Source organism: Pseudomonas arabinosi (assembly GCF_047758675.1).
In the GTDB taxonomy this organism is placed as follows: Bacteria; Pseudomonadota; Gammaproteobacteria; order Pseudomonadales; family Pseudomonadaceae; genus Aquipseudomonas; species Aquipseudomonas arabinosi.
The window spans coordinates 1,259,824-1,285,354 of record NZ_CP180480.1 but is presented as its reverse complement, the minus strand read 5'-3'; the positions used below and the strand labels follow the sequence as shown (position 1 = coordinate 1,285,354).

Sequence of the window (25,531 nt, the reverse complement as noted above, 5' to 3'; positions counted from 1 at the left end):
GTCGTGCAACCCAGGAGTATTGAAATGTCCCGTACCACCAAAAACACTATCGGTTTGCTCGGCGCTGTTTTGGCCGGTGGCATGATGTTGTCCGGCGCTGTGTTCGCCTCGCAACCCCTGACTCAGGGTTACCTGCTGGCCTCGGCCGAACAGGTCGTGAAGACGCCTGAAGGCAAATGTGGCGAAGGCAAGTGTGGCGATGCGTCGATGGCAAAAACCGACACCGATGACGACGGCAAGGTCTCCCGTGCCGAATTCCAGAAAGTCGCGCCGAAGTCCAATTTCGACAAGATCGACACCAACCATGACGGCTTCATCGACGAGCAAGAGGCATTCGATAACGTGAAAGCTAACTACGAAGCCAATGGCAAGAAAATGCCAAAAGGCCTGTTCGAGCACTTGAAAGACCAAGACGGCGCCTAAGCGTCTGAGAACCAAGCCGCGCTTTTCCGTCGAGAAGCGCGGCTTTTTTGCGTCTGGAACATTTTTCGAAGACAAAAAAAATCCCCGTATCTTTCGATACGAGGATTTTTAATATGGTCGGGGTAAGGGGATTCGAACTCCTGACATCCTGCTCCCAAAGCAGGCGCGCTACCGGACTGCGCTATACCCCGGTAATAAAAAGGCGACCTTTAAAAAGTCGCCTTCTTCGATCAGTGCTTTTGGCCTCTGATCTTAAGATCTGATTCCAGCGTGAACTGGTTTCAAAAATGGTGGGTCGTGTGGGATTCGAACCTACGACCAATTGGTTAAAAGCCAACTGCTCTACCAACTGAGCTAACGACCCAAAAATGGTCGGGGTAAGGGGATTCGAACTCCTGACATCCTGCTCCCAAAGCAGGCGCGCTACCGGACTGCGCTATACCCCGGCTTGAAATTGGCTCCGTGACCAGGACTCGAACCTGGGACCCAATGATTAACAGTCATTTGCTCTACCGACTGAGCTATCACGGAACTACATATTTCAATTTACAACGATGAAGCTTTTTGCGTTCTCTTCGACCCGTTCGCATCGCTGCGTTCGTGTGTCTGAGGCGCGCTATTCTACAATTTTAAGCACCTCTGTCAACCCCCTAAATTGCTTTCAAGTTAATGATTTGCAACTTATTTCAGATTCCGGCTTGGGGAGCTGGAACCCTTCGGAGCGACTTACTGCGGGGCGCACTTTACAAGCCTTTTCCTTTCAGTTCAACAGCCTGGCGAAAAAAAGGCCTCGCAATGCGAGGCCTCTTCAATTTTAAAGCCGCCGTGAATCAGACGAATACGATTTCGTCGTTCTCCACAACGCCGTTGGCGGTATCGCCCGGCATGAAACGACCGGACAGAATCAACTGAGCCAGCGGGTTCTCGATCCAGCGCTGAATCGCTCGTTTGAGCGGCCGCGCGCCGTAAACCGGGTCGTAACCTACCGCGATCAGCTTATCCATAGCCTCAGGGCTCAGATCAAGCTTGAGCTCGCGCTCGGTCAGGCGACTGCGCAGGCGACCCAACTGGATCTCGGTAATGCCCGCGATCTGATCCCGAGCCAACGGCTCAAAGATCACCACTTCATCGACCCGGTTGATGAACTCCGGCCGGAAGTGCGTGGAAATCGCATCCATCACCGCCGCACGCTGCGCCTCACGATCACCGACCAATTCCTGGATCTGCACCGAGCCGAGGTTGGAGGTCATGACAATCACGGTATTTTTGAAATCCACCGTGCGGCCATGACTGTCGGTCAGTCGGCCATCCTCCAGCACTTGCAGCAAGATGTTGAAGACGTCCGGGTGGGCCTTCTCGACCTCGTCCAGGAGGATCACCGAATAAGGCTTGCGACGCACCGCCTCGGTCAGGTAACCGCCCTCTTCATAGCCTACGTAGCCTGGTGGCGCGCCGATCAGACGAGCCACGGAATGTTTCTCCATGAACTCGGACATGTCGATCCGCACCATCGCCTCTTCCGTATCAAAGAGGAACTCGGCCAGCGCCTTGCACAGCTCGGTTTTACCGACACCGGTCGGGCCGAGGAACATGAACGAACCGCTCGGGCGATTCGGATCGGACAAACCGGCGCGGGACCGCCGCACGGCGTTGGAAACGGCAATCACCGCTTCGTCCTGACCGATCACACGTTGGTGCAACAGGCTTTCCATCTTCATCAGCTTGTCGCGCTCGCCTTCGAGCATTTTCGACACCGGAATACCGGTCCACTTCGAAACGACTTCAGCAATCTCTTCTTCAGTCACCTTGCTGCGCAGCAACTGGTTTTCAGTTTTGCCGTGCTGGTCGACCATTTGCAGGCTGCGCTCCAGGTCCGGGATGATCCCGTACTGCAACTCGGCCATGCGGTTCAAGTCGCCTTTGCGGCGGGCGGCTTCCAGTTCCTGACGGGACTGTTCGATTTTCTGCTGGATCTGCGCAGAACCCTGAACTTCGGCTTTTTCCGCGTTCCAGATTTCTTCCAGGTCCGAATACTCACGTTCGAGGCGAACGATTTCTTCCTGGAGTTTTTCCAGGCGTTTTATCGCGGCTTCGTCACTTTCTTTCTTCAGCGCCTGGGATTCCACCTTCAGCTGAATCAGACGACGTTCCAGTCGATCGAGCACTTCCGGCTTGGAGTCGATCTCCATGCGGATGCGGCTAGCCGCTTCGTCGATCAGGTCGATGGCCTTGTCCGGCAACTGACGGTCAGTGATGTAGCGATGACTGAGCTTGGCCGCAGCGATGATCGCGCCGTCGGTGATCGCCACTTTGTGGTGAACCTCGTAGCGCTCTTTCAGGCCACGCAGAATCGCGATGGTGTCTTCTTCGCTCGGCTCGTCCACCAAGACTTTCTGGAAACGCCGTTCGAGGGCCGCGTCCTTCTCTATATATTGGCGGTACTCGTTGAGCGTGGTCGCGCCGACGCAGTGCAGTTCACCACGGGCCAACGCAGGCTTGAGCATATTGCCCGCGTCCATCGAGCCTTCGCCTTTACCGGCGCCGACCATGGTGTGCAGTTCGTCGATGAACAGAATGATCTGCCCTTCCTGCTTCGACAGTTCGTTGAGCAGGGATTTGAGGCGCTCTTCGAACTCGCCACGGTACTTGGCACCGGCAATCAGCGACCCCATGTCCAGGGACAGCAGACGTTTGCCTTTCAGTCCATCGGGCACTTCGCCGTTAATGATGCGCTGGGCCAAGCCTTCGGCGATGGCGGTTTTACCAACACCAGGCTCACCGATCAGCACCGGGTTGTTCTTGGTTCGGCGTTGCAGGACCTGAATGGTCCGGCGAATTTCGTCGTCACGGCCGATCACCGGATCGAGCTTGCCTTCTTCGGCGCGCTTGGTCAGGTCGACGGTGTATTTATCCAGCGCCTGGCGCGACTCTTCGTGGTTGGCGTCATTGACGGCCTCACCACCGCGCAGGTTGTTGATCGCGTTCTCCAGGGCTTTCTTGCTGACGCCCTGACCGAGCAACAATTTGCCGAGCTTGCTGTTCTCGTCCATGGCGGCGAGCAACACCAGCTCGCTGGAGATGAACTGGTCGCCCTTCTGCTGGGCCAGACGATCGGCCTGATTGAGCAGGCGTGCCAAATCCTGCGACATGTTGACGTCGCCGGTCGGGTTCTGGATTTTTGGTAGTTGGTCGAGCTCTTTGGTCAGCTCTTTACGCAAGCTATTGACGTCGAAACCAACCTGCATCAGCAGGGGTTTGATCGAACCACCCTGCTGTTCAAGCATGGCTTGCATCAAGTGCGCCGGTTCAATGCCCGGATGATCGAGGCCGACGGCCAGGGATTGGGCGTCGGACAAGGCTAACTGCAACTTGCTGGTTAAACGGTCTATACGCATGGGTCACCTTCCTTTTGAGCAGGCCGGACCTATAAAACATCCTGAATGAAGAAGCCTGCCGGATACCTCACTAGATGTGGTCGATTCTGGAAGATTCAAGCGTCGTACAGTTGATGTAGATCAGAGAAGTCTAGCGTTCGATCCAGACTAAAGAGGCAAACCGACCGGTGCGCGGGCTGCGGCGGTAAGAAAAGAAGCGAGGATCGGTCACGGTGCAGAAACCGCCACCATAAACAGCGGTGACGCCGCGAGCCGCCAGACGCAAGCGCGCCAGCTCGTAAATGTCGGCCATGAATTTGCCAGCATTTTGACTCGGCACAAAGGCTTTGGCGGCTTCGGGCAATTGCTCGACGAAGGTTTCGCGCACTTCAGGGCCGACTTCAAAGGCTTGCGGGCCAATGGCAGGACCGAGCCAGACCAGCACTTCTTCTGGTGGCACGGCCAGCGTGTCTAGAGTCGCTTCCAGCACACCCGCCGCCAATCCGCGCCAACCGGCATGGGCCGCCGCGACGCGAGTGCCTGCACGGTCGCAAAACAATGCCGGCAGGCAATCCGCGGTCATCGCCGTGCAGGCGATACCGGGCGTTGCCGTCCAGCTGGCATCGGCAGTGGCCGTAAGGCTTGGGTCTGCATGGGCCACGGCAATGCCGTGAACCTGCTTTAACCAGGCCGGCTGAATAGAGAAGTGATCGGTGAGGCGACGGCGGTTTTCGACAACAGCTTCTGGGCTGTCATCGACGTGATCGCCGAGGTTGAGGCTGTCGAACGGCGCCAGACTGACGCCGCCCGCACGGGTGGTAACGCAGGCTTTCACCCCGGCAGGCGCAGGCCAGTCGGGAATCAGCCAGTCACTCATCCGATGAACGCCTCGCGGTCTTGCTTGAGCAGCGTCAGCAACCAGACGAAATCGTCCGGCAGTGGCGATTCCCAGCTCATGCGTTTACCGGTGGTCGGGTGATCCAGCTCCAGGAACCGCGCATGCAGCGCCTGACGCGGGAACGCCTTCAACGATTCGATCATGGTCACACTGGCTGCCGGCGGAATACGGAAACGACCGCCGTAGGCAGGATCTCCGACCAACGGGAAGTTGATGTGAGCCATATGCACACGAATCTGGTGCGTACGACCGGTTTCCAGCTTCACCCGCACGTGAGTGTGGGAGCGGAAACGCTCGAGCACGCGGTAATGACTGACGGCTTGCTTGCCACCTTCCATCACGGCCATGCGCTGGCGTTGCTGACCGTGACGACCGATCGGCGCGTTGATCTTGCCGCCGGCAGTGACCACACCGATCACGATGCACTCGTAGATCCGGCTTACGCTGCGGCTCTGCAATTGCGTGACAAGCTGTGTCTGCGCCTGAATGGTCTTGGCCACTACCATCAGACCGGTGGTGTCCTTGTCCAGGCGATGCACGATACCGGCACGGGGCACATTGATGATGTCCGGCACGTGGTGCAGCAAGGCGTTGAGCAAGGTGCCATCTGCGTGGCCGGCGGCAGGATGCACCACCAGACCCGCGGGTTTGTTGATCACCAGGATGTCGTCGTCTTCATAGACGATGTCCAGCTCGATGTCTTGAGCGATCCATTCGCCCTGAGCTTCCTGCTCGGCAGTGAGTTCAAGAATGGCACCACCATGAACGATGTCTCGCGGGCGGATAACCGCCCCATCCACAGTCAGGCGGCCGTCTTTGATCCAGGCGGAAAGGCGCGAGCGCGAGTGCTCAGCGAATAATTGTGCGGCGACTTGATCGAGGCGTTGGCCGCCCAATTCGGACGGCACCTCTGCGCGAAGTTCAATTTTATCGGACATGCTCAGACTAGGCGTCGGCACAGCCTTTGGTTTCGGCTGCGCGCTTGTGGTTAAATACGGCGTCTTTTGCCCCGAGGCTATTCAACGGGGCGCTCATCATAACAGGACGGCCCCGCCCAAGACAGCGGCCGTCATAGGGACGCAAGCCGCCATGCAAGTGAAACACCTGCTGCTGATCGCCATCCTCGCATTGACCGCTGCTTGCTCATCGAAGGAAGTCGTAGACGAAAACCTGAGCGAGGTCGAGCTGTACCAGCAGGCTCAGCACGATCTGGACAACAATAGCTACACCGCCGCCACAGCCAAGCTGAAGGCGCTGGAGTCGCGTTATCCGTTCGGTCGCTACGCCGATCAGGCTCAACTCGAGCTCATCTATGCCAACTACAAGAACACCGAGCCTGAAGCGGCGAAGTCCGCCGCCGAGCGCTTCATTCGCCTGCACCCGCAGCACCCGAACGTGGATTACGCGTATTACCTCAAGGGTCTGACTTCTTTCGACCAGGACGTCGGCCTGTTGTCGCGCTTCCTGCCGTTGGACATGACCAAGCGTGACCCGGGCGCCGCTCGCGACTCCTACAACGAGTTCGCCCAACTGACCAGCCGCTTCCCCAACAGCCGCTACTCGCCGGACGCCAAGCAGCGCATGATCTACCTGCGCAACCTGCTGGCGGCCTACGAGATTCACGTTGCCGACTACTACCTGACCCGTCAGGCCTATGTCGCCGCCGCGAACCGTGGTCGCTACGTGGTGGAAAACTTCCAGGAAACCCCTTCGGTCGGTGACGGCCTGGCGGTGATGACAGAGGCCTACCAGCGTCTGCACCTGGACGACCTGGCCGCTACCAGCCTTGAAACCCTGAAGCTCAACTACCCGAACCATCCAAGCCTGGTCGACGGTCAGTTCCAGCCTTCGGTGGCCGAAGCCGACAACCGTTCGTGGCTGAGCAAGGCAACCCTGGGCCTGATCGAGTCCCGTCCACCGCTGCCGCCGGGCGAAACCCGCGCCAACCAGGACGTGCAGAAGCAGTTCCAGGACGCCAAGGACGCGATTCCGAACGATCTCAAGCCTAAAGATGAAAATGGCGACGTGATCGAAGAAGAGGAACACGAGTCCGAAGCCAACAACAGCGACCGCTCGTGGTTCAGCTACATGACCTTCGGCGTGTTTGACTGACGCATCGGGTTGTACAAAAAGGAGCCTTTCGAGGCTCCTTTTTTATGGGCTCGATGATTACGCTGTGCGCTGGTCATGTCCTTGGCTAAACTCACTCATCACTCGTCGAATAGCAGCTCATCATGCTTCGTTTACTGTTCTGGATCGCCCTGATTGCCGCTGCGGTATGGTTCTGGCGCAAGTTCAAGGGCCAGGCTTCCGTGCCCAAGTCCTCTGCCGAGCTGGAAGCGGCCCCGATGGTCCGCTGCGCCCATTGCGGCGTACACCTGCCACGCGACCGCGCGCTGAGCCTTCAACAACAGTGGTATTGCAGCCAGGCTCATCTTGAGCAAGGCCCGGGCTCCAGTGATCGCTGAGACCTCCAGTCCCGGCAGCAAACAGGCCCGGCGACTGCTGCGCCTCTATCACCTTTACCGTTTGAGCATCGGCATCACCCTGGTGCTGTTGATCTCCAGCAACATGGACAACCAGCTGCTGACGTTCAGCAATGATGACCTGCTGCGCAGTGGCAGCTGGTTTTACCTGGTGCTGAATATCCTGCTGGTGGTATTCCTCGGGAACACCCGGCGCCCGGCGCAACTGTTCAGCCTGGCGCTGACCGACGTCCTGCTTCTGTGCGGTCTGTTCTACGCCGCCGGCGGTGTGGCCAGCGCCATCGGCAACTTGCTGATCGTATCGGTGGCCATCAGTAACACCTTGTTGCGAGGGCGCATCGGCCTGCTGATTGCCGCCGTTGGCGCACTTGGCATCGTCGGGCTGAGCTTCCTCCTGAGTTTCAGCCATCCCGCCACCCCCAACGATTACCTGCAAGTCGGCACGCTCGGTGCCTTGTGTTTTGCTGCGGCATTGCTGGTGCAAGGGCTGAGCCGACGCCTGGAGGTCAGCGAAACCCTCGCCGAACAACGGGCCAGCGAAGTCGTCGGCCTCGAAGCCCTCAACGCACTGATCCTGCAACGCATGCGTACCGGCATCCTGGTACTCGACGACAAGCGGCGGGTTCAACTGGCCAACCACAGCGCCTTGAACCTGTTAGGCAGGGAAAATCTTTCAGGCGAGCTGATCGACGACTACCTACCCAGCCTGGTCGAACGCCTGCAACTGTGGCTCAACAATCCGACGCTGCGCCCCCAGAGCCTGAAAGTCGCCAGTAGCAGTCTGGAGCTGCAACCGAGCTTCATTGCCCTGGACCAAAGCCCACACCACCAGACCCTGGTCTTTCTCGAAGACCTCGCGCAAATCGCTCAACAAGCCCAGCAATTGAAGCTCGCCGCCCTCGGTCACCTGACCGCCGGTATCGCCCATGAAATCCGCAATCCACTGGGCGCCGTTAGTCATGCCGCGCAGCTATTGCAGGAATCGGAGGAACTGAACCGCGCGGATCGACGTCTGACACAGATTATTCAAGACCACTCTCAGCGAATGAATCGGGTAATCGAAAACGTCCTGCAACTGTCCCGTCGCCAGCAAACCGTGGCGCAACGGCTTGATCTGAAGCCGTGGCTGGAACAGTTCGTCAACGAAACCCGCGAGGGGGCGACCGAACATCAGCAAATTCATCTGCGCATCGGCTCAGGAGACTTCAAAACCCTGATGGATCCAGACCAACTGACTCAGATTCTCGACAATCTGTTGCGCAACGCCTGGCGCCATAGCGCCTTGAATCACGACCTGGCGCAGGTCTGGCTTGAGTTGTTCGTCGACCCGGACAGCCAGCTGCCGGTCCTCGAAATCCTGGACGACGGCCCCGGCGTGGCACCGGAGCATTATGTGCACTTGTTCGAACCGTTCTTCACCACGAGCCCCCAAGGCACCGGTCTGGGGCTTTATCTGTCCCGTGAGCTGTGCGAAAGCAACCAGGCCCGCCTAGACTTCAATCCACGCCAAGGCGGCGGCTGCTTTCGCATCACCTTTGCTCACGGACGGAAACAAAGTTGAACATGAGCCCACGGCAAAAAGTCCTGATCGTCGACGACGAACCGGATATCCGCGAACTCCTGGAAATCACCCTGGGACGGATGAAACTCGACACCTTCAGTGCCCGCAACCTCGGCGAAGCCCAGGCCCTGCTGTCGCGAGAAACGTTCGACCTGTGCCTGACCGATATGCGCCTGCCGGACGGTACCGGCCTTGAGCTGGTGCAGCACATCCAGCAACGCCACCCAAATGTACCGGTGGCAATGATCACCGCTTACGGCAGCCTGGAAACGGCGATCAACGCCCTCAAGGCCGGCGCCTTCGACTTCCTGACCAAACCGGTGGACCTCACTCGCCTGCGGGAACTGGTCAGCAGCGCGCTTCGGTTGCCTGCGCCGGGCGGTACCGGCATCGCCATCGATCGCCGGCTGCTGGGTGATTCACTGCCCATGCGCGCTCTGCGCAAACACATCGACAAACTGGCCCGCAGCCAGGCGCCGGTGTACATCAGCGGAGAATCCGGCAGTGGCAAGGAATTGGTCGCGCGACTGATCCATGAGCAAGGCCCCCGCGCCAACCAACCGTTTATCCCGGTCAATTGCGGGGCGATTCCGTCGGAATTGATGGAGAGCGAGTTTTTCGGGCATCGCAAAGGCAGCTTCAGCGGCGCCATCGAAGACAAACCCGGACTGTTCCAGGCGGCCCATGGCGGCACCCTGTTCCTCGACGAAGTGGCTGATTTACCGCTGGCGATGCAGGTCAAACTGCTACGGGCAATACAGGAAAAAGCCGTTCGCGGTGTCGGCGAGCAGCAGGAAACCGTGGTCGATGTGCGTATTCTTTGCGCCACCCATAAAGACCTCGACGCCGAAGTCGCCGCCGAACGTTTTCGCCAGGATTTGTACTACCGGTTGAACGTCATCGAACTACGGGTGCCGCCCTTGCGCGAACGCCGTGACGACATCGAATCCCTCGCCAGCCATGTGCTCAAACGCCTGGCCATCAGCACCGGCCAACCCGCCGCAAAACTCCACCCCCAAGCCCTCGATGCGCTGAAAAGCTATCGCTTCCCCGGCAATGTGCGGGAACTGGAGAATGTGCTCGAACGGGCGCACACGTTGTGCGAAAACAAACAAATTGAAGCCAGCGACCTGCGACTGGCCGAAGGCAACTGCAACCCGGAAGGCGGTGTGCCGGACCTGACACAGATCGACAACCTGGAAGACTACCTGGAAAACGTCGAACGCAACCTTATCCTCCAGGCCCTGGAAGAAACCCGCTGGAACCGCACGGCGGCGGCTCAGCGGTTGAATCTTTCATTCCGGTCGATGCGCTACAGGCTCAAGAAACTTGGATTGGATTGAGTCTCAGATCCGTCCAGCCGGTGCATACGGCGCCGGATCAATGATCGGCTCACGCCCCAGCATCACATCCGCAAACAACTGACATGACGCCGGCGCCAACACCAGGCCATTACGGTAATGCCCGCAATTGAGCCAAAGCCCTTCGAACCCTGGCACCCGACCGATGTAGGGAATGCCTTCCGGTGAGCCCGGTCGCAACCCGGCCCAGTGGCCGACAACCTCGGCATCCGCCAGTGCAGGAATCAACTCCACCGCCGACGCCTTCAGGCTCTCCAGGGCAGATTCGGTTGGCGTCTTGTCGAAGCCTTCATGTTCCAGCGTACTGCCGATCAGAATGTGCCCGTCGCGCCGGGGAATCGCATAACGCCCCTTGGCCAGAACCATGCTCGGCAGGAAATCCGCTGCGCATTTGTACAGAATCATCTGCCCTTTCACCGGCTCGACCGGCAGCTCCAGATCCAGGCTCTTGAGTAAATCACCGCTCCAGGCACCTGCGGTCAGCACTACCTGATCGCCATGAATCGCTCCCGCCGAGGTCTGCACCCCGACCACCGTTGCGCCTTCACGGATAAACCCGCTGACTTCACACTGCTCATGAATCGTCACGTTCGGCAGCGCCAGCAACGCAGCCTTGAGGGACTTTACCAGCCGCGGATTACGCACATTGGCCACATCGGCCATGTAGATCGCCCGGGAAAAACCGCTCCCCAGCACCGGCACCGCGTCGTGAGCCGCCGAGATATCCACAGCCCGCAACGGACGGTTTTCCCGCCCAGCCCAAGCCAGCGCCTCGGCCTCGTCATCCAGATCCAGCCAGTACAACCCGGTGGTATGCACCTCGGGATCGACACCGGTGGCAGCAAACAGTCGCTCACCGAGCTGTGGATAAAAATCCTGGGACCAATGCGCCAACGCGGTGACCGCCAGGCTGTAGCGCCACGGGTAAAGCGGCGAAACGATGCCGCCACCCGCCCAGGACGACTCCTGACCGACGCTCGAACGATCCAGCAGCACAACACTGTGCACTTCAGACGCGAGATTGAACGCCGTCAGCAAGCCAATCACACCGCCGCCGACAATCACCACTTGCTGTTGCCTGGTCATGTTCTGATCCAACCGTTAAATAGACAGAGGGCACAAAAGGCACCCGAAAAAGGAACTCAACGACCCCAGCAATCCTTAGTCGTGGCCGTCGCATTGACCATGCTTCTGACGCCAGTGTTGGTGATGGTGAAATCACCGCACTTGTCAGCAGCCATGGCCTTGCCTGGCTTGCGCTCCGCCGTCAGCAGGAAGGTCTGATCGGTCATGGTCGGCTTGATGGTGTAAAAGTCATTACCGGCGCTCAGCCCGGTGGCATTGGTGTAGACATTATTCTTCGAATAGAAGCGTTCAAGGATCTGCGCCTGTTCGGAGAGCAGGCCGGCGACTTCAGTTCGACGGCCCTTTTTTACGTACTCGGTGAGGCTCGGGTAGCCAATGGTGATGACGATCCCGATGATCGCAATCACGATCATGATTTCGATCAGGGTAAAACCTCGGTTGGATCTGCGCATGCCTCAACTCTCACTTACTGTATTTGTCGCCACATGATGCGACGACTGCCGCCGCTGCCGGGCTTTTCCGCCAGGGAGCCGATGCCACCACTGGAGTCGCTCACAATCTTGCTGGACGCATTGTTGACGATCGCGTTCAGCGTCGGAATACCACCGGTGAAAATCACCCCGCTGGAAATCGAATCCTTGATGTCGACCAACCCGTCGCCATTGCTGTCGAGCACGGCGTAATTGAGCATCTTACCGCTGAATGCATCCAGCTCGACCAGTTTGCCGGTGCCGAAACTGGCGCATGGGTCGGTGGTGTCCACGCTGGCCGTGGTGAACACGATCCGGCCGGCCACCAGACTGGCCTGATTGATCACCCGCTCACCGGTTAGCACGTTGTTGTACACCAGCGGCAGGTACCAGCCTTTTTTCGCCGGATAGGTCACGTCGTTCTGGCTGGTGGTGATGAATTGCCCACTGCTACCCGAGAACACGCCCGTCACCGACTGCGCCTGCAAGCTGGATGTTGTGATTTGCCCGGAGCCACCTTCCGCATCCCACACGGCATAGAACGACTGAAGGTCTTTGTTGGTCTTGTCAGCAGTCTCATTGAATTTACCGGTACCGAAAAATACTTCCTTCCCTCCCAGCGAGTTGTCTGCCAGCAAGGGTTGCGCGGTAATCGGCTGGGTGACGCCACCTGCGGTGGTAAACAGCGGTTTGCGGGAAAACGCCAGATCCCACGACTCCGGGGCGGTGGCGCTCAAATCAAACTTCCATAGACGCCCTTTCAGGTCGCCGCCATAGGCTGCCTGCACCACATTCTGCGAGTTGACCCTGAGCTTCACCGACGACAGGCCGTTGGTGGTCTCGGCACCGTCGACCACTATCTTCTTGATCAGCGTGCCGTCGCGAATGTCGACCACGTACAACGCTGCCACCCCGGAGTTGCTGCCATAACCGTTGGAGATGAATGCCGCCCATCGACCGTCGGCCAAGCGTGCCACTTCCGGTCGTGCGTAGGCATAACCCAGATCATTGAAAACGTTCGCCGTATTTGCTGTGGCCGGAGCGCTGATCTCCCACAACGCTTTCGTTACGTTACCGGCCGATGCGTCGAACAGTTGCAGCGCATAGAAGGTTCGCCCCCCCGCCCCTGCCCCGCCCAACGCGAGGGTTTTCCAGGCACTGTTGAGCTGGGCATCGAACACGCCCACCTGGCCGTCCACCAGAAACTTGTGGCTCACCCCGTTTATGTAAGTCGGGTCGGCGATGTAGCGCAGTGACGGCAACACACTGGACGGCATAAAAGCGTAACGCCGTGTGCCGTTGGCCGTGCTGATGACGTTTACAAAGCCGTCGTTGGCGTTCACCACGAGGCTGGCGTTCATGCTTGCCGCTTTGGTTGCCAGATAGGTGCTGTAAGTGGTGTCGCCTGACAGATCGGACGCGGTTTTATCCGTGGGCGATGCCAGGGCCAACGGCGAATTGATGATGTCGCCAAGCAGCACACTGCGCACTTTCAGGCCGGCCTTGTTGGTGCCCTTGCTCCACTCCACCAGATCGCTGCCGGTGATGCCGGTGGGCAAACTCTGGTTGAGGGAAGTTTGCTGGGCAGGGGAAAAACTGGCGTAGGCCAGTGTCACAGCCGAATTGGTCAGGGTGTTCCAGGATTGATAGATCGGCGCCGTGGCACCGGGCACGATGGCGGTATCGGTTGTCCACAACACCGAGGCGGTGTTGACCGTGCCAGCGGAGGTAAATCCGTAGGACTTTATCGTGCCGCGCCAGTCCTTGGGATCGAAACTGGTCTGAAAGTAACTCGAACCGCTGGCCACAGTGGTCCCGCTGGCGACGCCACCGCCGCCGGAGCCGGCCTTGGAGGTGATGTCGCTCAGGGCGGACGAGAGTGCACTGTTGAGGCCTGCACTGTCGGTCGCCTGGTAATACTTGCCCTGCCCGTAAGCCGCCGCGTCCGACAACATCTGATTCGCAGTGGCGAAACCGACGGTGTAGGTGTTCATGTTCTGCTTTGGAAAATCTGCTGCGTCCCAGCTTTTGCTCGCAGAATCGGTGCCCGTCGTGCGCATGTCGATGTCGAAGGCGAATTTGGCAATGTCATCCAGATAAAGGGTGTCGCCCTCATCGTCGCCGCCGGGGCCGTCGTTGTTTACACCGTCCCAATTGGGCAGTCGGGTACCGCCCAAGGTATCGGTGGTCGGGAAGGTCCGGTCAAAGGTGGGCAAGCCATCGGTAATCACCACACCGTAGTTTTTCTGACAGCGGTATTGGATCGGACTGGTGTAGGTGGCGGGCGTCGAGTTGTAGAACGGCGCCATGCCGCGCATGTAGCGGGTGACTTCGTAATAGGTTTCCGCCAGCGGCGTGTTGGCGACCGCACTCAAACCGTTGATCGAGGTAATCAGGGCGCTGTAGTTGGCTTGGTCCGCCAGATCGCTGATGGAACGGGCGATGTAGCCACCATTGCCAGCGTTGTTGCTGTTGACCGGGTTGAACGTTGCCAGACCTATACGCAGCCCGCGGTTCGTGGTCACCAGATCGGTGGCCGCCTTGCGCGCAACGTTCATGCGGTAATCGGTGGGGATTGAGCCCGTGGTGAAATCACGGTTGCTACCGTTGGCCAGCCCCACCAAGTACGAAATGTAATCCGCTGAATATCGGGTATTTTCGTTACCTACCGGATCGGGCAGCTTGAGGCACTGGGGCGTGAGGTTGTTGTTGTAAAACGCGTAGTAACCGTTGGAGCAGCCGGACGTCGGCAAGCTGGAGAGGAAGACCGTGTCACCGGTGATGTTGGAGAAACCCAGACACAGCCCCAGCAGCGCATTGCATTGCCGGGCCGGGGTTCGGTGCACTGCCGGATCGAACCCCGCAGCGTAGATGATGCTGTTCATGCTGCCCGAATCGTCGATCAACAACATCACGTTTGGTGCGACGGCTGCAGCGCTCAGTAGCGGTGAATCCGACGGAGTGAAGGCATACGCGGGCGCTGAAAGATAAAAACCCAACAATACGCCGCAAACCAGGCGCCACAGACCGGCGTGCCGTTCAGTACTTCGCATAGATACTCTCCACCACACTGCGCGAGTTACCCGCGATGCCGACTGCGGTCACCCGGTACAGAGTTGTCGAGGTGTTGCTTGGCACATTCACGGCGGTCAGGGTGGTGCCGATGTTCTGCACCCCGTAAAAACCGCTGCCGGAGGCGATCCAGGTCACCCCCGAGGTGGAATTGAATCCGGCGCCAGTGATTGTCGACGACTCGGCCGGTGGCGCGCATCGGGTGGTGCCGCTGCAGACCGGCAACGAAAAGGTCTCCAGTTGCACCGCGCTTTCACCTACGCGCAACGCCGACTCGGCGCCCTGGAACGACTGATTGCGCAAGGTCACGCTGGCAGCCATTTTTTCCTGCAGGGTGGCGTTTTGCATCGATGAAAGACCGATCAATGTCAGCAACAGAAGAAACACCAGGCTAACCAGCAGCGCCATGCCACGCTGGGTGTGAGGGGTCACGGAAGAAATACTCATCGGCCCTCCCCTCATGGCAAGCGGTTGCGCAGAGCGGCAACCACGTTGAAGGTTTGATTGCGTACCCGGTTGTTCGGGTCGGTGAGGGTTAACGTCAGGCGAACACTACGAATTCGCGCCGAATCAGAGGGGTTGCTGCTGTAACTTGAGGCGGCCACATCAGTAGCGGAACTGGCGAGGCCGAAGCTCACGTTGAAGGCACTGACGTTGTTAACCAGCACCGCCTGAGTCGGCGTGCCGGTGCCGACACCCATCAGCAGTTGATTGTTGCTGAAGCTGTAGATCAAGCGCCGGATCGGAAACGCTAACTCGCCCGACGCCGGAACTCGGGTGCCGGTGTAGGCCGTTGCATTGTTCCGACAATCGGAAACCACCGTCCAGGTCGGCACCCCGCCGCTGCCGCCAACATCGGCAGTCACCAGTGTCAGTTTGAGATTGGCGCTGTCCCAACTGATCGGCGTTGTCTGGCTGGCTTTGAAGTCACCTGCCGAGCTTGAATCGGTGACTGTCCCCAAACATCCGAACATGCCAACCATGCGAATTTCCTGAATCAGCTTGCTCATCACGAAACGCGCATCTTCCTGCATGGCGGCAGCTGTGTTCTGGCTGACATAAGTATTCTTGGCCGCGATGAAAATCTGCGCCACGCCCAGGACCACGACCAGGCTCAACGCCAGGGCGATCAGTAACTCGATCAGGCCGAAACCTCTGTTGGTCTGGTTCATGGCATCGGATCGACGGTGGCGCGACTGGTCAGGACGAAACTGCGCCGCGAATTGGCAATATTCGCAGCCCGCGAGTCATCCCAAGTGATGGTGATGGTGTACACCCGCTGATTGAGCGTAACGCTTCCAGTGGCAGTGGCGCCGCCGAAATTGACAATGTTGGTGGTGAAGTCGTAGAGGTCCTGATCCCGGGCGACGCTCAGGTTGCCTGAGGTCGGAGGCGTGACGGTGTAGTCGGCACCGGAGTTGGCGCGAATGCGGTCCATCATGTCGTAGGCGATAAAACTCGCCTGGCTGGTCATCCGCGCGCTGTCAGTGTACTTCAGCGCATTGAGCTGAATCGCTGCCGCCCCCAACAGCCCCACCGTCAGAATCAACAACGCAACCAAGACTTCGATCAGCGTCATGCCCTCCTGTGCACGCTTGCTCCATCCCCTCATCCGCAGCTTCCACCCAATAGAATTCGTCCGTTCAAACACACATTCAGTGTCCTGCTTTGCGCCCCCCGTACGTAGCTGATCACCACCGCCGTGGACGGTGCCGACAACCCGCCAAGGTTGTTGAAATCGATGGCGGTCACTCCTGAGGTTAGCGTCAGAGTCGCACCGCTGCTCATCGCTGGAACAACCCGCAATACATTGGCCGGATTGCCAGTACCGTCAAAGACCGTTAATTCTCCGGTCCAGACGCTGCCGCCGGCCGTCGGGCGCAGCCGGGTGGTGACACCACGGTCGATAGCCTCCAGTCGGGCGAAATTGAGTCCGCGTTGCAGATCGCCGATTTCGGTGTCGGCCTTGGTGCTTTGCACTGAACGGGTAAATGCCGGTACGGCCAGCGTGATCAGGATCAGAAGCACCGCGAGCGCGATCAGCAACTCGATCAGCGTGAAACCTTTTGTACGATGATCCATCGGTGCCCTCCGTTGCCGTCGGCTATACCTGCTTCTACACGCTAGAACATTCGACCGGCGGATGTACGGTTGTTTTGCCATTACTCGCGCAGGGATCGCGCGGGCCGCAGCACTCCAGGGAGGGAGATGACATGCATCAGCGAGGTTTCAGCCTGATCGAACTGCTCATGGGACTGACAATTGTCGGGATTGTTCTGCTGTTGGTCAGTCCGGCGTTTGCGGCACTGACTGAATCGAACCATCGCGAGCAGGTGGCAGAGTCGCTTATCAGCGGTATACGCAACGCCAGAACCGTTGCCATCACACGCAACCAGAGCGTCGTGATTCACGGCATCAACGACGACTGGAGTCAGGGCTGGCGGATCATTCTGGATATCAGTGGCAAAGGGGCGGAGGACAACAGCAATCCGCTGCTGATTGAGCGCGCGAGTGACACTCGGGTGCAGATTGTCGGTAATTGGCCGGTCAGGCGATACATACGTTTCAACAGTATTGGCGAACCACAGATGCCCGGACGGGCCTTTCAAGCGGGGACATTGCACATTTGCGCAGCCCGCGAACCGGTCACTCAGCTCCAGGTGGTGCTGGCCGCGACCGGTCGCGTCAGCCTGCGCAGCCATAAGGCTGAGCAGGCGCTGTGCCCAGGGGGCAAAAGCGTTAAAGCAGGGAGCGGACGCGCAACTCTTTAGGCATGGAGAAGGTAATGTTCTCCTCGCGACCGGCCAGTTCATCGGCGCCGGTAGCGCCCCACGCGTGCAACTGCTGGATCACGCCACGCACCAGGACTTCCGGTGCGGAGGCGCCAGCGGTGATGCCGATTCGCTCGACACCTTCGAACCAGCTCTTTTGCAGGTCTTCGGCGCCGTCGATCAGGTAGGCCGGGGTAGCCATGCGCTCGGCCAGTTCACGCAAGCGATTGGAGTTTGAGCTGTTCGGGCTGCCGACCACCAGTACCACGTCGCACTCGTCGGCCAGTTGCTTGACCGCATCCTGACGGTTTTGCGTGGCGTAGCAGATGTCGTCCTTGCGCGGGCCACCGATCGCCGGGAAGCGTGTACGCAGGGCGTCGATGACGCGGCTGGTATCGTCCATGGACAGGGTGGTCTGGGTCACGAACGCCAGTTTTTCAGGGTTGTTCACCTGCAAGGAGGCGACGTCTTTCTCGTCTTCGACCAGATAGATCGCGCCACCATTGCTGCCATCGTACTGGCCCATGGTGCCTTCGACTTCCGGATGACCGGCGTGGCCGATGAGGATGCATTCACGGCCGTCGCGGCTGTAGCGCGCCACTTCAATGTGTACCTTGGTCACCAGCGGACAGGTGGCATCGAACACCTTCAGGCCACGACCGGCAGCTTCGGTGCGCACGGCCTGGGAAACACCGTGGGCACTGAAGATCACGATGACGTCGTCCGGCACCTGATCCAGTTCTTCGACGAAGATCGCCCCGCGAGCGCGCAGGTCTTCGACGACGAATTTGTTGTGGACCACTTCGTGGCGCACGTAGATCGGCGGCCCGAAGACTTCCAGGGCGCGGTTGACGATTTCGATCGCCCGGTCCACACCGGCGCAGAAGCCACGGGGGTTGGCGAGTTTGATTTGCATGCTGTGCCTCGTGTCTTGCGCGCGAAAACAATGAAAAACCTATGTGGGAGCGAGCTTGCTCGCGATGGCGAAGTGTCAGTCAACTTCAATGTTGAATGTCAGATACTCATCGCGAACAAGCTCGCTCCCACATTTGACCCTATTCAGTCAGTTACAGCGATTTGACGTTGATGATCTCGACGTCAAAGGTCAATGTCTTGCCGGCCAGCGGGTGGTTGAAGTCGATGGTCACTTGCTCGTCATCGAACTCTTTCACTACACCAGGCAGCTCAGTATTCGCCGCATCGTTGAAGATCACCAGCAAGCCAGGCGACAGTTCCATGTCCTTGAACTGCGAGCGTGGGATGATCTGTACGTTCTGCGGGTTGGGTTGGCCAAAAGCGTTTTCCGGCGGAATCGTCAGCGTACGCTTGTCGCCAGCCTTGAAGCCGAACAGTGCAGCTTCGAACCCTGGCAACAGGTTGCCGTCACCGACCTTGAAGGTCGCTGGGGCTTTGTCGAAGGTGCTGTCGACGGTGTCGCCGTTCTCCAGGCGCAGTGCAAAGTGCAAAGTGACTTCCGTGTTCTGGCGGATGCGTTGCTCAGCCAATACCTGTTCAGTCATGAACGGCTTCTCCGGTCTTCTTACTTTTGAACATGTCCAGCGCAAGCATTACGGCACCGACAGTGATAGCACTGTCGGCAAAGTTGAACGCCGGGAAATACCAGCGGTTCTGCCAATGCACCAGAATGAAGTCGATCACATGGCCCAGGGCAATGCGGTCATACAGATTACCCAACGCGCCACCCAGCACCAGCGCCAAAGCGACGGCCAGCCAGGTTTCGTTGCGCCCCAGACGCTTGAGCCACACTACCAGCACCGCACTGACCACGACCGCGATCAGGGCAAACAACCAGCGCTGCCAGCCGGAGCTGTCGGCCAGGAAGCTGAACGCCGCGCCCGTGTTGTAGGCCAGGGTCCAGCTGAACAAATCGGGGATCACCACGATTTGCTGGTACATCTCGAGCTTGCCTTCGAAGTAGAACTTGCTGGCCTGGTCAATGACCAGGACCAGCAAACTCAACCAGAGCCAGCTCAGCCGTCCGAAACGGCCAGCCGCATTAGGCATAGTGACGAACCTCGCCTGCGCCGCTGATGTTATCGACGCAACGACCGCAGATTTCCGGATGTTCCGGGTTCACGCCGACGTCTTCACGGCAGTGCCAGCAACGGGCGCACTTGGCGTGGCTCGACTTGACCACTTGCAGTTTCAAACCGCTGACTTCGGTGACTACCGCGTCCGCCGGTGCCTGAACAAAAGGCGCAACGGTAGCTGTCGAAGTGATCAATACGAAGCGCAGTTCGTTGCTCAGCTTGGCCAGGTCGGCGCTCAGCGCCTCTTCGGCGTACAGCGTCACTTCGGCTTGCAGGTTGCCACCGACGGCCTTGGCCGCGCGCTGGATTTCCATTTCCTTGTTGACCGCGACTTTCACCGCCATGATCCGCTCCCAATAGGCGCGGTCCAGCTCGACGTTTTCCGGCAACTCGGTCAGACCTTCGTACCAAGTGTTGAGCATTACCGATTCGTTACGCTCGCCCGGCAGGTATTCCCACAGTTCATCGGCGGTGAATGCCAGGATCGGCGCGATCCAGCGCACCAGCGCTTCGGAGATGTGGTACAGCGCGGTTTGCGCCGAACGGCGGGCCTTGCTGTTGGCGCCAGTGGTGTACTGACGGTCCTTGATGATGTCGAGGTAGAAACCGCCCAGCTCCTGCACGCAGAAGTTGTGGATCTTGGAGTAGACGTTCCAGAAGCGGTATTCACCGTAGTGCTCTTGCAGCTCGCGTTGCAGCAGCAGGGTGCGGTCCACGGCCCAACGGTCCAGCGCCAGCATTTCTTCGGCCGGCAGGATGTCGGTGGCCGGGTTGAAGCCGGTCAGGTTGGAGAGCAGGAAGCGCGCGGTGTTACGGATCCGCCGGTAGGCGTCCGCACTGCGCTGCAGGATCTGCTCGGAAACTGCCATTTCACCCGAGTAATCGGTGGAAGCGACCCACAGACGCATGATGTCGGCGCCCAGGGTGTCGTTGACCTTTTGCGGCGCGATCACATTGCCCAGGGACTTGGACATCTTGCGACCGGACTCATCGACGGTGAAGCCGTGAGTCAGCAGTTCGCGGTATGGCGCGTGGTTGTCGATGGCGCAACCGGTCAGCAACGACGAATGGAACCAGCCACGGTGCTGGTCCGAGCCTTCCAGGTACAGGTCGGCACGCGGACCGGTTTCGTGGCCCATCGGGTGCGAACCGCGCAGAACGTGCCAGTGCGTGGTGCCCGAATCGAACCAGACGTCCAGGGTGTCGCTGATCTTGTCGTATTGCGGCGCTTCGTCACCGAGCAGCTCGGCGGCGTCCATCTTGAACCAGGCTTCGATGCCTTCGACTTCGACGCGCTTGGCGACTTCTTCCATCAGTTCGGCGGTACGTGGGTGCAGCTCGCCGCTTTCCTTATTCAGGAAGAACGGGATCGGCACGCCCCAGTTGCGCTGACGGGAGATGCACCAGTCCGGACGGTTGGCGATCATCGAGTGCAGGCGCGCCTGGCCCCAGGTCGGAACGAACTTGGTCTCTTCGATGGCTTTGATCGCCCGCTTGCGCAGGGTGTCGCCGGTCACAGGTTCTTTGTCCATGCCGATGAACCACTGCGCGGTGGCGCGGTAGATCAGCGGGGTCTTGTGACGCCAGCAGTGCATATAGCTGTGTTCGATGATGCTGGTGTGCAGTAGCGCACCCACTTCGGTCAACTTGTCGACGATGGCCGGGTTGGCCTTCCAGATGAACTGGCCGCCGAAGAATTCCAGCGACGGTACGTAAACGCCGTTGCTTTGAACCGGGTTGATGATGTCATCGTTGACCATGCCGTACTTCTTGCAGGTCACGAAGTCATCCACGCCGTAGGCTGGCGAGGAGTGAACCACACCGGTGCCAGCGCCCAGTTCAACGTAGTCCGCCAGGTAAACCGGCGACAGACGGTCGTAGAACGGGTGACGGAAGTTGATCAGTTCCAGCTCTTTACCGGTGGTGGTCGCAATGACCGAGCCTTCCAGGCTGTAACGGGCCAGGCACGACTCGACCAGCTCTTCAGCCAGCACCAGCAGTTTGTCGCCGACGTCGACCAGGGCGTAGTTGAATTCCGGGTGGACGTTCAACGCCTGGTTGGCCGGGATGGTCCACGGGGTGGTGGTCCAGATCACGATCGAAGCGGGTTTGCCCAGCGACGGCAGACCGAAAGCGGCAGCCAGCTTGGCTTCGTCGGCAATCGGGAACGCCACGTCGATGGTCGAGGACTTTTTGTTCTCGTACTCGACTTCCGCTTCAGCCAGGGCCGAACCACAATCGAAGCACCAGTTCACAGGCTTCAGGCCCTTGAACACGAAACCGCCCTTGACGATTTCTGCCAAGGCACGGATTTCACCGGCCTCGTTTTTGAAATCCATGGTCTTGTACGGGTTGGCGAAATCGCCCAACACGCCCAGACGGATGAATTCGGACTTCTGGCCTTCGATCTGCTCGGTGGCATAGGCGCGGCACAGTTCGCGGGTTTTGTCCGCGCCCAGGTTTTTACCGTGGGTCACTTCGACTTTGTGCTCGATCGGCAGACCGTGGCAGTCCCAGCCCGGAACATAAGGCGCGTCGAAACCCGACAGGGTTTTCGAGCGGATGATCATGTCCTTGAGAATCTTGTTCAGCGCATGACCGATGTGAATCGTGCCGTTGGCGTACGGAGGACCGTCGTGAAGTACGAACTTCGGACGATCCTTGCCAATCTCGCGCAACTTACCGTACAGGCCAATGCTGTCCCAGCGCTGCAGAATCTGCGGTTCGCGCTGAGGCAGGCCGGCCTTCATTGGGAAGGCGGTGTCCGGAAGGTTTAGCGTGGCTTTATAGTCGGTCATTTAAGGCTCTTCATTAGCGATTGGCGCTAGGTGCGACAGGGCACGGGCGGCGGCAACATCCGCATTGATCGCCGTCTTAAGCGCCTCCAGAGAGGCGAAACGCTGCTCTTCACGCAGCTTGTGGTGGAAAACCACCGTCAAACGCCGGTCATACAGATCGCCGGCAAAATCTAAAAGATGCACTTCAAGGTGGGCTTTGCCATCACCTTGAACGGTTGGCCGCACGCCAATGTTGGCGACGCCTGGCCAGGTCTTGCCGTCGATGTCGACGTTGACCAGGTAAACCCCGGTCAGCGGCACGCGACGACGCTTGAGTTGTATGTTGGCTGTGGGCGTACCCAACTGGCGCGCCAGCTTCTGGCCATGCAGGACCCGCCCGGCAATCCGGAACGGACGCCCGAGCAGTCGCTCGGCCAAGGCAAAATCGGCAGCGGCCAGGGCATTGCGGACCTGGGTGCTGCTGACGCGAATACCGTCCAGCTCGACGGTTTGCGCCGCTTCGACGGTAAAGCCTTGCAGGACGCCGGCCTGTTGCAGGAAATCGAAATCCCCTACCCGGTCACAGCCAAAACGGAAATCGTCACCGACCTCAAGATGTTGTACACCGAGGCCGTCCACCAGAATGGTGTCGACGAATTCGGCGGCGCTGAGTTTGCTCAGGCGATGGTTGAAGGCCAGGCACAGGACCCGGTCGACACCTTCCTCGGCCAGCAGCTGCAGTTTATCCCGCAGCCGGGCCAGACGAGCCGGCGCCGTGTCCGGCGCGAAGAACTCTCGCGGCTGCGGCTCAAAAATCACCACGCAGCTGGGCACGCCCAACTCGAGCGCACGCTCACGGAGCCTCGCCAGGATAGCCTGGTGGCCACGGTGAACACCGTCAAAGTTGCCAATAGTGGCGACACAGCCCCGATGCTGGGGGCGCAAGTTGTGGAGGCCTCGAACCAGCTGCATAACGCGCTTCTTGCTCATAAAGTGGTCGATTATAACCACACCCGGCGGCCGACGACAGGCAACACCGTAACCCAAAGTGATCGAGCCGACAAAACCGCCGGCTCGCCCGTGTTTATCGAGGTCGTGACCTCAGCTCAGCGTTTTGCGATTGAAGTCGCGCAAACGGAAGCCCATCAACAGCAACATGCCGAAATAAGCCCCCACACCGGCAACGACCAACGCGCCCAGACGCAGGAACCGCTCCAGCATATGCCCCTGATCCCAGGCTGGCATGAAATGCATTCCGACCAGTAACACAGCGGACATCACCAACACTGCAATCACTAGCTTGAAGCTGAACTTCGCCCAACCCGGTTGCGGCTCATACATCTGCTGCTTGCGCAGCTGATAGAACAGCAGGCCGGCGTTAATGCACGCACCGATGCTGATGGCCAGTGCGAGGCCGGCATGGGCCAGCGGGCCAATCAACACCAGGTTGAACAATTGGGTAACGATCAGGGTGAAAATTGCAATTTTTACCGGAGTGCGGATGTTTTGTTGCGCATAAAAGCCAGGCGCCAGCACTTTGATCACGATAATCCCGAGCAAACCGACCGAATAAGCGATCAGCGCCCGCTGGGTCATGGAGGCGTCAAACGCGCTGAACTGGCCGTACTGGAACAAAGAAACCGTCAACGGCTCGGCGAGAATCCCCAACGCCAGGGAGCACGGCAACACCAGCATGAAGCATAGGCGCAGCCCCCAATCGAGGATCCGCGAGTATTCCTGGCGATCCTTGCTGGCGTAGGTCTTGGCCAGGGTCGGCAGAAGAATCGTGCCCAGCGCCACGCCCAGCACACCGGACGGTAATTCCATCAAACGGTCGGCGTAGTACATCCATGACACGGAACCGGCGACCAGGAACGAGGCGAAAATGGTGTTGATGATCAGCGAAATCTGGCTCACGGATACACCGAGAATCGCCGGCAGCATTTGTTTCATGACCCGCCAGACGCCGCTGTCACGCAGGTTCAGTCGCGGCAACACCAGCAGGCCGATCTTTTTCAGGTGCGGCAGCTGATAGAGCAATTGCGCCAGACCGCCCACCAGTACTGCCCAGCCCAGCGCCATGACCGGCGGATCGAAGTACGGCGTCAGGAACACCGAAAAGACGATCATGCTGACGTTGAGCAAAGTCGGCACAAAGGCCGGCACCGAAAAACGGTTATAGGTGTTGAGGATCGCCCCGGCCAATGAAGACAGGGAGATCAGCAATATATAAGGAAAGGTCACGCGCAACAGGCTGGCTGTCAGCTCGAATTTTTCCGGCGTATCGGCGAAACCCGGCGCGGTCGCCCAGATGACCCACGGCGCAGCGATCATGCCCAAAGCGGTGACCAATGCCAGCACCAGCGTCAGCAGGCCCGAGACATAGGCAATGAAGGTTCGCGTCGCCTCCTCGCCCTTCTGGCTTTTGTATTCGGCAAGAATCGGCACGAATGCCTGGGAAAAAGCCCCCTCGGCGAAGATCCTCCGCAGCAGATTAGGCAGTTTGAAGGCGATAAAGAAGGCGTCGGTCGCCATCCCCGCGCCAAATGTTCGCGCGATAAGGGTGTCACGAACGAACCCCAGAATCCGGGAAAGCATCGTGATAGAGCTGACGGCGGCCAACGATTTGAGCAGATTCATTGAAAGAGTTTGTGCCTGTCGATAAACAGCAGGCGAACAAAGCGCCTACTTATGCGATACTCCGCGCCGCAGCAGCACAGAGCCAAAGCTCGCGAGTTTACAGGTCAAGCGCCGGAAATAAATATCCCGCCTCTTTATACCTACCACTTAGCGGAACGTCTCAACCGCCCTTGACAAGACATCAACTCATCGGCATGATTCGCGGCCTATTTTGTTTGCTATTTCCTAAAAAGTCTTTCGAGGAGCTCGACGGTGGCCAACACACCTTCCGCCAAAAAACGTGCAAAACAGGCTGAGAAGCGTCGCAGCCACAACGCCAGCCTGCGTTCCATGGTTCGTACCTACATCAAGAATGTAGTTAAAGCCATCGACGCAAAAGACGCTGAAAAAGCTCAAGCTGCTTACGTTCTGGCCGTGCCAGTTATCGACCGTATGGCCGATAAAGGCATCATCCACAAGAACAAGGCTGCTCGTCATAAGAGCCGCCTGAACGGTCACGTCAAGGCTCTGAACCTTGCTGTTGCCGCATAAGCGATAAGCTTGTTAAAAAACCGACCTCAG

23 protein-coding genes and 4 tRNA genes are annotated in these 25,531 nt (G+C 58.9%); 7 read left to right on the top strand and 20 right to left on the bottom strand.

What is annotated here, in order from left to right; genetic code table 11:
• The first annotated feature begins 24 nt into the window (after positions 1-24).
• A complete protein-coding gene (locus ACMXYJ_RS05885; RefSeq protein ID WP_415759088.1) occupies positions 25-423 on the top strand; it encodes an HvfA family oxazolone/thioamide-modified RiPP metallophore in 399 nt (132 codons plus the stop codon).
• A 114-nt stretch (positions 424-537) separates the two neighbouring features.
• Here ACMXYJ_RS05885 and ACMXYJ_RS05880 read toward each other — a convergent pair.
• From ACMXYJ_RS05880 to rluD, 7 genes are all read right to left on the bottom strand, one after another.
• Positions 538-614 (bottom strand) — tRNA-Pro (locus ACMXYJ_RS05880).
• A 97-nt stretch (positions 615-711) separates the two neighbouring features.
• Positions 712-787: transfer RNA gene (locus ACMXYJ_RS05875), tRNA-Lys, on the bottom strand.
• A gap of 5 nt (positions 788-792) precedes the next feature.
• A tRNA-Pro gene (locus tag ACMXYJ_RS05870) sits at positions 793-869 on the bottom strand.
• Positions 870-878: 9 nt separating this feature from the next.
• Positions 879-954 (bottom strand) — tRNA-Asn (locus ACMXYJ_RS05865).
• A 299-nt stretch (positions 955-1,253) separates the two neighbouring features.
• Positions 1,254-3,818 (bottom strand): ATP-dependent chaperone ClpB, encoded by a 2,565-nt coding sequence (gene clpB, locus ACMXYJ_RS05860; RefSeq protein WP_415759087.1) that lies wholly within the window; start codon positions 3,816-3,818, stop codon positions 1,254-1,256.
• A gap of 130 nt (positions 3,819-3,948) precedes the next feature.
• Positions 3,949-4,674, bottom strand: a complete 726-nt coding sequence (pgeF, locus tag ACMXYJ_RS05855) for a peptidoglycan editing factor PgeF (protein WP_415759086.1) — start codon at positions 4,672-4,674, stop codon at positions 3,949-3,951.
• Entirely contained in the window at positions 4,671-5,633 is a 963-nt protein-coding gene (gene rluD, locus ACMXYJ_RS05850) for a 23S rRNA pseudouridine(1911/1915/1917) synthase RluD (RefSeq protein ID WP_046048807.1), read from the bottom strand. Before rluD ends, pgeF begins: the two co-directional genes overlap by 4 nt.
• A 151-nt stretch (positions 5,634-5,784) precedes the next feature.
• Between rluD and ACMXYJ_RS05845 the strand changes: the two genes are divergently transcribed.
• From ACMXYJ_RS05845 to ACMXYJ_RS05830, 4 genes are all read left to right on the top strand, one after another.
• Entirely contained in the window at positions 5,785-6,807 is a 1,023-nt protein-coding gene (locus ACMXYJ_RS05845; RefSeq protein ID WP_150658187.1) for an outer membrane protein assembly factor BamD, read from the top strand.
• A gap of 122 nt (positions 6,808-6,929) precedes the next feature.
• Entirely contained in the window at positions 6,930-7,163 is a 234-nt protein-coding gene (locus ACMXYJ_RS05840) for a PP0621 family protein (RefSeq protein ID WP_008154904.1), read from the top strand.
• Positions 7,153-8,742, top strand: a complete 1,590-nt coding sequence (locus tag ACMXYJ_RS05835) for a sensor histidine kinase (protein WP_415759085.1) — start codon at positions 7,153-7,155, stop codon at positions 8,740-8,742. Before ACMXYJ_RS05840 ends, ACMXYJ_RS05835 begins: the two co-directional genes overlap by 11 nt.
• 2 nt (positions 8,743-8,744) lie before the next feature.
• Positions 8,745-10,085, top strand: a complete 1,341-nt coding sequence (locus tag ACMXYJ_RS05830) for a sigma-54-dependent transcriptional regulator (protein ID WP_415759084.1) — start codon at positions 8,745-8,747, stop codon at positions 10,083-10,085.
• A 3-nt stretch (positions 10,086-10,088) separates the two neighbouring features.
• Here ACMXYJ_RS05830 and thiO read toward each other — a convergent pair whose 3' ends face one another.
• The 7 genes from thiO to ACMXYJ_RS05795 are packed head-to-tail and all read right to left on the bottom strand — an operon-like array spanning position 10,089 to position 16,813.
• On the bottom strand, positions 10,089-11,189 hold the full coding sequence (gene thiO / locus ACMXYJ_RS05825; protein WP_415759083.1) for a glycine oxidase ThiO: 1,101 nt from the start codon (positions 11,187-11,189) through the stop codon (positions 10,089-10,091).
• 56 nt (positions 11,190-11,245) lie between these two features.
• Entirely contained in the window at positions 11,246-11,641 is a 396-nt protein-coding gene (locus ACMXYJ_RS05820) for a type IV pilin protein (protein WP_415759082.1), read from the bottom strand.
• Positions 11,642-11,655: 14 nt separating this feature from the next.
• Complete coding sequence (locus ACMXYJ_RS05815) at positions 11,656-14,712, bottom strand: pilus assembly protein (RefSeq protein WP_415759081.1); 3,057 nt, start codon at positions 14,710-14,712, stop codon at positions 11,656-11,658.
• Positions 14,699-15,178 carry a pilus assembly PilX family protein gene (locus ACMXYJ_RS05810; RefSeq protein WP_415759080.1) on the bottom strand — a complete coding sequence of 160 codons (480 nt, stop codon included), beginning with the start codon at positions 15,176-15,178 and terminating at the stop codon, positions 14,699-14,701. The genes ACMXYJ_RS05815 and ACMXYJ_RS05810 overlap by 14 nt, the downstream gene beginning before the upstream one ends.
• Before the next feature lie 11 nt (positions 15,179-15,189).
• Positions 15,190-15,903: a PilW family protein gene (locus tag ACMXYJ_RS05805; protein ID WP_415759079.1), complete on the bottom strand. Its 714-nt coding sequence runs from the start codon at positions 15,901-15,903 to the stop codon at positions 15,190-15,192.
• Positions 15,900-16,343 carry a type IV pilus modification protein PilV gene (pilV, locus tag ACMXYJ_RS05800; RefSeq protein ID WP_415759078.1) on the bottom strand — a complete coding sequence of 148 codons (444 nt, stop codon included), beginning with the start codon at positions 16,341-16,343 and terminating at the stop codon, positions 15,900-15,902. Before pilV ends, ACMXYJ_RS05805 begins: the two co-directional genes overlap by 4 nt.
• On the bottom strand, positions 16,340-16,813 hold the full coding sequence (locus ACMXYJ_RS05795) for a GspH/FimT family pseudopilin (RefSeq protein ID WP_415759077.1): 474 nt from the start codon (positions 16,811-16,813) through the stop codon (positions 16,340-16,342). The genes pilV and ACMXYJ_RS05795 overlap by 4 nt, the downstream gene beginning before the upstream one ends.
• 131 nt (positions 16,814-16,944) lie before the next feature.
• Between ACMXYJ_RS05795 and ACMXYJ_RS05790 the strand changes: the two genes are divergently transcribed.
• Entirely contained in the window at positions 16,945-17,502 is a 558-nt protein-coding gene (locus tag ACMXYJ_RS05790; RefSeq protein ID WP_415759076.1) for a GspH/FimT family pseudopilin, read from the top strand.
• Here ACMXYJ_RS05790 and ispH read toward each other — a convergent pair.
• The 6 genes from ispH to murJ form a co-directional block, all read right to left on the bottom strand.
• On the bottom strand, positions 17,471-18,418 hold the full coding sequence (gene ispH, locus ACMXYJ_RS05785) for a 4-hydroxy-3-methylbut-2-enyl diphosphate reductase (protein ID WP_415759075.1): 948 nt from the start codon (positions 18,416-18,418) through the stop codon (positions 17,471-17,473). The two genes, ACMXYJ_RS05790 and ispH, sit on opposite strands and share 32 nt — an antisense overlap.
• Positions 18,419-18,569: 151 nt before the next feature.
• On the bottom strand, positions 18,570-19,007 hold the full coding sequence (gene fkpB, locus ACMXYJ_RS05780) for an FKBP-type peptidyl-prolyl cis-trans isomerase (protein ID WP_415760682.1): 438 nt from the start codon (positions 19,005-19,007) through the stop codon (positions 18,570-18,572).
• A gap of 7 nt (positions 19,008-19,014) precedes the next feature.
• The gene (gene lspA, locus ACMXYJ_RS05775) at positions 19,015-19,527 is read right to left on the bottom strand and encodes a signal peptidase II (protein ID WP_033054294.1); all 513 of its coding nucleotides are present in this window, start codon (positions 19,525-19,527) and stop codon (positions 19,015-19,017) included.
• Positions 19,520-22,351 (bottom strand): isoleucine--tRNA ligase, encoded by a 2,832-nt coding sequence (gene ileS, locus ACMXYJ_RS05770; RefSeq protein ID WP_415759074.1) that lies wholly within the window; start codon positions 22,349-22,351, stop codon positions 19,520-19,522. The genes lspA and ileS overlap by 8 nt, the downstream gene beginning before the upstream one ends.
• The gene (gene ribF / locus ACMXYJ_RS05765) at positions 22,352-23,302 is read right to left on the bottom strand and encodes a bifunctional riboflavin kinase/FAD synthetase (RefSeq protein ID WP_415759073.1); all 951 of its coding nucleotides are present in this window, start codon (positions 23,300-23,302) and stop codon (positions 22,352-22,354) included. It abuts the gene before it with no gap.
• 129 nt (positions 23,303-23,431) lie between these two features.
• Positions 23,432-24,970 carry a murein biosynthesis integral membrane protein MurJ gene (gene murJ, locus ACMXYJ_RS05760; protein ID WP_415759072.1) on the bottom strand — a complete coding sequence of 513 codons (1,539 nt, stop codon included), beginning with the start codon at positions 24,968-24,970 and terminating at the stop codon, positions 23,432-23,434.
• A 252-nt stretch (positions 24,971-25,222) separates the two neighbouring features.
• Between murJ and rpsT the strand changes: the two genes are divergently transcribed.
• Entirely contained in the window at positions 25,223-25,501 is a 279-nt protein-coding gene (gene rpsT / locus ACMXYJ_RS05755; protein ID WP_008154937.1) for a 30S ribosomal protein S20, read from the top strand.
• Positions 25,502-25,531: the final 30 nt, after the last annotated feature.

Coding starts and splice junctions, on each gene's coding strand:
- ACMXYJ_RS05885 (WP_415759088.1), top strand. CDS start 25: ATGTCCCGTACCACCAAAAACACTATCGGTTTGCTCGGCGCTGTTTTG.
- clpB (WP_415759087.1), bottom strand. CDS start 3,818: ATGCGTATAGACCGTTTAACCAGCAAGTTGCAGTTAGCCTTGTCCGAC.
- pgeF (WP_415759086.1), bottom strand. CDS start 4,674: ATGAGTGACTGGCTGATTCCCGACTGGCCTGCGCCTGCCGGGGTGAAA.
- rluD (WP_046048807.1), bottom strand. CDS start 5,633: ATGTCCGATAAAATTGAACTTCGCGCAGAGGTGCCGTCCGAATTGGGC.
- ACMXYJ_RS05845 (WP_150658187.1), top strand. CDS start 5,785: ATGCAAGTGAAACACCTGCTGCTGATCGCCATCCTCGCATTGACCGCT.
- ACMXYJ_RS05840 (WP_008154904.1), top strand. CDS start 6,930: ATGCTTCGTTTACTGTTCTGGATCGCCCTGATTGCCGCTGCGGTATGG.
- ACMXYJ_RS05830 (WP_415759084.1), top strand. CDS start 8,745: ATGAGCCCACGGCAAAAAGTCCTGATCGTCGACGACGAACCGGATATC.
- thiO (WP_415759083.1), bottom strand. CDS start 11,189: ATGACCAGGCAACAGCAAGTGGTGATTGTCGGCGGCGGTGTGATTGGC.
- ACMXYJ_RS05820 (WP_415759082.1), bottom strand. CDS start 11,641: ATGCGCAGATCCAACCGAGGTTTTACCCTGATCGAAATCATGATCGTG.
- ACMXYJ_RS05815 (WP_415759081.1), bottom strand. CDS start 14,712: ATGCGAAGTACTGAACGGCACGCCGGTCTGTGGCGCCTGGTTTGCGGC.
- ACMXYJ_RS05810 (WP_415759080.1), bottom strand. CDS start 15,178: ATGAGTATTTCTTCCGTGACCCCTCACACCCAGCGTGGCATGGCGCTG.
- ACMXYJ_RS05805 (WP_415759079.1), bottom strand. CDS start 15,903: ATGAACCAGACCAACAGAGGTTTCGGCCTGATCGAGTTACTGATCGCC.
- pilV (WP_415759078.1), bottom strand. CDS start 16,343: ATGAGGGGATGGAGCAAGCGTGCACAGGAGGGCATGACGCTGATCGAA.
- ACMXYJ_RS05795 (WP_415759077.1), bottom strand. CDS start 16,813: ATGGATCATCGTACAAAAGGTTTCACGCTGATCGAGTTGCTGATCGCG.
- ACMXYJ_RS05790 (WP_415759076.1), top strand. CDS start 16,945: ATGCATCAGCGAGGTTTCAGCCTGATCGAACTGCTCATGGGACTGACA.
- ispH (WP_415759075.1), bottom strand. CDS start 18,418: ATGCAAATCAAACTCGCCAACCCCCGTGGCTTCTGCGCCGGTGTGGAC.
- lspA (WP_033054294.1), bottom strand. CDS start 19,527: ATGCCTAATGCGGCTGGCCGTTTCGGACGGCTGAGCTGGCTCTGGTTG.
- ileS (WP_415759074.1), bottom strand. CDS start 22,351: ATGACCGACTATAAAGCCACGCTAAACCTTCCGGACACCGCCTTCCCA.
- ribF (WP_415759073.1), bottom strand. CDS start 23,302: ATGCAGCTGGTTCGAGGCCTCCACAACTTGCGCCCCCAGCATCGGGGC.
- murJ (WP_415759072.1), bottom strand. CDS start 24,970: ATGAATCTGCTCAAATCGTTGGCCGCCGTCAGCTCTATCACGATGCTT.